General features: G+C 53.9%; 4 protein-coding genes. 3 read left to right on the forward strand and 1 reads right to left on the reverse strand.

The features are described from left to right. The 3 genes from AD928_RS15035 to AD928_RS14640 all read left to right on the forward strand — a co-directional run. A partial coding sequence (locus AD928_RS15035) for a hypothetical protein (RefSeq protein WP_209436628.1) occupies nucleotides 1-203 on the forward strand: 203 nt, incomplete at its 5' end. A 1,692-nt stretch (nucleotides 204-1,895) separates the two neighbouring features. Continuing rightward, a complete protein-coding gene (locus AD928_RS00830) occupies nucleotides 1,896-3,326 on the forward strand; it encodes a hypothetical protein (RefSeq protein WP_062247506.1) in 1,431 nt (476 codons plus the stop codon). Nucleotides 3,327-3,441: 115 nt separating this feature from the next. After that, entirely contained in the window at nucleotides 3,442-4,053 is a 612-nt protein-coding gene (locus AD928_RS14640) for a hypothetical protein (RefSeq protein ID WP_156470028.1), read from the forward strand. Here the strand turns inward: AD928_RS14640 and AD928_RS00835 are convergent. Next, nucleotides 4,033-5,411, reverse strand: a 1,379-nt coding sequence (locus AD928_RS00835; RefSeq protein ID WP_062247508.1) for a tyrosine-type recombinase/integrase, incomplete at its 5' end; no start/stop codon positions are given. The two genes, AD928_RS14640 and AD928_RS00835, sit on opposite strands and share 21 nt — an antisense overlap.

The following is a 5,411-nucleotide window of genomic DNA, read 5'->3' on the forward strand; positions in this document are numbered from 1 at the left end:
CATTCCTGACCACGTTCGTTGTCTGGATTGATACAGGCCAACCGGAGAGCAGCACCACGCACAATCTGGAATCAGTGGGATTCCCGGAACGCATGACGGGCGCATCCGGGCGCTTACACCGCATAGCCTCCCGCCTGCCCTCTTCGGCGTTGCGGCCTTCCAGTCCATTAGCGCCTCACAGAAGCCCGCACAGCACGCCCTGAACCCAGCCAGCACAATGACACCAGCAGGACACCAAAGGCCACTCAGTGACTCTCTGTGGACGTGTCGGCCTGCATTGCCCTGCAAAACGCCCCGGAGTCCCATTCCCCGGTCCCTAAAAGGCAATTTCGCTCAGGATTTCCGGTTTCAAAGATGGGAGTAAAGCTCTGGTCATGGTGGTATTGGACGCAGCCTGTAATGCCGACCTTCCAAAGAAAAACCATCCTTATGGCTTTCTGGATTTCCATTCCTATGCGCTTACTGAGCTTGCCCTGCCGAGCGACACAAAACGCCATATAGCGCCTTCACAGCCTTCCCGCCCATGGGCACCATCCAGACCATGCAAACTCTTCACAAGGCCATGACAAGCCTCAGAGCAGAGACTTGCCTAATTCTCTCTTCCTACCTCGCCATCTCAAAAAAGAGCTTATTTCTGCATACGCTTGTGGGTTTCATGGGGAGAAGAAAAACCGCCTCAGCCCTTGTACAATTACAGGTTCGTCACCATATTTATGGAATGTAACCCGTTATCCACGAGGAATCCCTGACGCCAGAATGCACCTGCCATTGCCTTAAAGGCGGCACATGGTCCGCTTTTGGACTGTTGGATGCGCCTTTGAAGGACTTATCGGCTGCCGGATTTCCTTACTGACGAGCGACATGCCACCCAGCAGCGCCATGCTGCATTCCAGAACACCTGATAACGAGAATAACACCTTATGACCCTCCCGATACCACGGAATAACGAAGAAGCCTTATTCCTTTCTCACGTCCAAGAAGTCCCTTCCCCCGCAGCCAAGTATCTTCAATCCCCATGCTGGGAGTGGACTGCAAGTTGTGCTGGCGCAGCTAAGAAAAAAGGGCCGCGACCACAGTTCAATTTGCACCTCCCCGATGGAACGCAGAAGAACACCACCGCCGCCCGGTGGGCCTTTTTGCTATTCAAGGGAAGTTTGAAACCCGACGAACAAGCTTGCCATCTCTGTGACAATCCGATGTGCGTTAACCCCGACCATCTGTATGCAGGAAGCGTCAAGGAGAATGCCCACGATAAACGCGCCCAAAACAATCACTCCGGCTCTGACGTCCTCACAACACTAAACCATGCCGTCAGGTTATCCACTAATCACGTGAGCCAAGAAAAGATTGCGGAAGAGTTAAAGTGTCCGCTTTGGGAAGTGGACCGCTTACTCGCTTTCCACCAAAACTATGCTTCGTATTATGAGGCATACGTGACAATGTATGGCCGAGAAGCTGCGAACAATCTTATGAGAGTGGACTTGATTGACGATTATAATGTCATGAGGTCAGTTATGGAATCGCATAGCTTAAGCCGCCATATTTACCAATTTGAGTTGGGGGTCTGAACCTTCCTATCGGCTTACTTGGCGAAGTGTCATCTCCTCACCAAACCTACTCAAGACGTATAAGTCGCACAGACTCATCCACACCCTTCCCGGCACAACTTCACCGGGGAGGACGGAAGGGCTACTGTGCGGCCTTCCTGAGCCATTTAAGGCGCATCTTGTTTATTGATTATATGGCCAGCTTTACAGGGTTACTGCCTGTATCCTTACTGGCCTTAATGACCTTACTGTTATCCTTACTATTATCCTTACTATTATCATATATTGATAAATCATACTCGGAACCGTAAAGCGGCCTTACAGGGTATGAGTGGAAAGGTTTGGGACATGAGCGACACAAGCCGTTATGCGGCCACATCAGACGCAGTTATCATCATTCCCCCCTTTAACCCTGAGACAGACAAGCGGCTCCCCTCGCATCCACATGACCCGGCAGCCTTGCAGGATGCCAGCCTGCTCTCCTTGGGCCGCATCCAGAATACACCTGCTGCCCATGCTCTGGCTGAAATGGTGTCAGAGGCCCTCCGCCCTCACCTTGGCAGCCGTTCCGCAGCATCCATCGGCAGCACTCGCGATAAGGGCCGTCAGAAACGCTTGAGTGAGGTTGGGCATATTCTGGGTGGCCTTATACGCCCCGGCTTCAAAGGCCAGTGGGTAGCCGTTAATGAGGGCGCAGGAACGTGGTTCTGGAAGCCTGACCGTCAGCTTCCCGTCAAGCATAACGCTTTCTGGACCAAAGCCAGAGCAATGGAGGCACTCGGACTGATTGAAAGAGTGCCGGGTCAACACTTCAAGACAATCTGGGGCACCATGAGCGGCAATGCTGCCCGCATCAGAGCCACTCCTCTGCTGCTGGAATGGGCACAGGAATGTGGCTGCTCTCTGGCCTCAGCTGCACAAGACTGGATGCTGGTTCAGCCTGCCGTCATTACCCAAGCAACAACACGTTTGGTCAGCCTTCGGGGTTTTCCCAAACGACAGAGGGGCACCACCATCCCCAGCCGAGAAGAACTACCGCCACCTGAAAGACTGCATGATGTGGCAGCCTTCATGACGCGCCTGACCACCCACCTTTCCCGCTTTCATTTTAGTGGATGCTGCCAGCCAGTTCTGTATGCCCGCTTCATTGGCACCGAGCATTTGCATGGCCGGATTTATGCTTCCGGCTCTGACAATTACCAGAATGGCATCAGCAAAGAAGAACGTGCAGCCATTCGTATAAACACCTTTCCCGTCACAGAGGTGGACGTCTCAGCGTCCTTTCTGTCCATCGCTCTGGCCTTGCTGGGTGCCCCCGTGCCGGAGGGCGACCCTTACCGCCTGCCGGGACTTCCTGATGCTCTGAGGTCAGCTATCAAGCACTGGTTCGTGGTGTTCTTCGGGAGTGGGAAAGCCGTGAAGCAATGGCCTGACACCACCAGAGAGGACGTTCGGGACGCCGTGGAGGCCAGCACGATCATGGAGGCAGTCTTCCAGCGTTATCCTGAATTGAAGAAGCTCCAGCAGATCATCCCGCCAGAAATTGCCGCCACAGTTCCGCACGAATTGAGGTCATGGGCAGTCGGCCAGTATCTGACCAACGTGGAAGCCAAGATCATGAGAATGGCCATGACAGAGCATATGAACCAAGGCGGCGTGGTGCTGCCCCTGCATGATGCTTTAATGGTGCCACAGGCAGAAGAAGGAAAAGCTTATACGTGCCTGCAACGGGCCAGCCGAGCTGTTCTGGGTCGGGAGGTACTTACCAACATCTTTTGAGGCCAAGCTTTCAAATTTTGCAGCTTGCCAGTAAATGAATTAGTGAAAATACATCGTCGCTATACGTGTAGTCTTAATTTCAATCGCACAATCTAAGCCAAAAATGTGAAACGCTATGAAACGATTACTCTTACTCCCAGTTCTCTCTCTTGCAGCATGTGCAGATACGTCAGAAGGCACAAAAAAAGGGGGGCTATTATTAACGCAAGCAGAAAATGCTTGTGTGACTCAGGCAGGTGGGCACGAACTATACAGCATTCCCGGTCGCTCTCAGGCATTCGTTGAATGTAAAATCGCCGCCATTGATACCTATGGCAAAGACGCTCTCGGTATTTATCAGCCTTATTATCAGGCAGAAACCCGCAAAGAACTCATCATAGCCACAGCATTAGATGCTGGAAAAATCTCCCAGCAATCGGCAGCCTTTCTCACTGGCCAAGTTCAATCTCAAATGTTTACAAACATCTCTGCCGCAAAATATCGCCATATGCAGCAGAAGCAAGCCGAAGCCGAAGCGTGGAGAGCCAGACTTCAGAGCGTAAGCGAGGACATACAGAAAGAAGCGCAGCAGTTGAATGCAGCTGAGACCGCCGCACCGTCCACTATGCCCTCCACCTCGCCTACTTCTTACTCACTTTATCGCTCTGGCAATTCCACTGTTGTGCAAGGCTCTGATGGTAGCACAATGACCTGTTCCCGTTCTGGACTATCGACTTATTGCCGATAAGGCTTCCCGAACTCTCTCCGGCAGCCCCTTGTCCACCATGCCCAGAATGGCCGCTTCATAGACCGGCCACGGCATCTCTGCCTCCATGTAGGTGGTCTCTGTGATGGTCTGAGGCTTGTGGCCCATCAGCTTCTGAGCAACCGATAACTGGCATTCAGACACACCAGCCACGGCAGCCCTCCGCATGAATGTGCCAAAGCATTTCCTAAAGCTGTGGAATACCACCAGACCATCCGATGCCCTGCCCAGCACATCCCGCCTGAAGTCCGTGAAGCGTTTTGAGAAGTAATAACCACGCTTCCCTTGTGGCCCTCCGGGCTTGCACTCAGGGAACAAGGGAGCGTCTGGCTCACCTGCGGCAATGGCAGCAGCCAGCCTTCTTTCAATGATTGGTCTGACCAGAGGATGCAGAGGGACACGCCTGATGGAATTGGGCGTCTTAGCCTCTTCGTCAAGCACGGCAATGCCCAGCAGCTCAGCCCCCGGCACCTGCACAACCTTGTCCACTGTCAGGCTGCACAGCTCGTTCTGCCTTGCCCCTGTCAAGAGGGCCAATGGCATCAGGTCACGGATAGCCTGTCCCCACGTCCAGCGCCTCCCTGCATCAGGATCAGCCCGCAAGAGGACCAGTAGTTCATCTTCTGAGAACGGTCGTATCTTTGGTTTACCCACGTCCTGCCGTGCAGCCTGCTGCTTCAGGCCACGAGTGGCACCATCCCACGGGTTTGGGCCAGAGATGATATGCTTGCGAATGCACCATTCCCAGAACATCTTTAGCGGACTGACACGGCTTCCCACGGTCTTGGCAGTCAGACCAGCACTGTCCAGCAGCCATTCCGTGAAACCACCCAGCATCCTCAGTTCAAGGCTTTCCAGCCCTTTAGCCCGGAGGTGCTGCATTGGGTCTTTTACCGTGATGCCCAGCGTCTGCCCGTCATGCTCTGCCACATAAGCTGCAAAATGGTTGATAGTGGCTGCGTCCATGGCCCGTGACGCCATGCTGATCGTCTGGTCTCTTTCCCGTTCCCAGCGGTCCAGCAGAGGCCCCAGCGGCGTTGTGGTGCCGTCAACCACACCCATGACAGTCTTGAAATAGCGCGTGCCGTCAGCAGGTGAAGGCAGCGTCTCTGAGGCTTCCAGAACAAGGTCGGTCACAACGGACCTGACATGCTCCCGTTCACTTTCAGGGGCACCCTCAGCAGCCTCACCGGGATTAAGACCTTCTGCCGGGTCATAGTCATCCGAAGCCTGCTCAATCTGCTGACGATAGCGCAGACCTGCTTCTATCGCTTTCTCAGGTGTTGCCCAATCTGGCACCCAGTCGCCTGACAGTGGCTTCTTGCCGATTGCTTCCAGAC

Source organism: Acetobacter cerevisiae (genome assembly GCF_001580535.1).
In the GTDB taxonomy this organism is placed as follows: Bacteria; Pseudomonadota; Alphaproteobacteria; order Acetobacterales; family Acetobacteraceae; genus Acetobacter; species Acetobacter cerevisiae.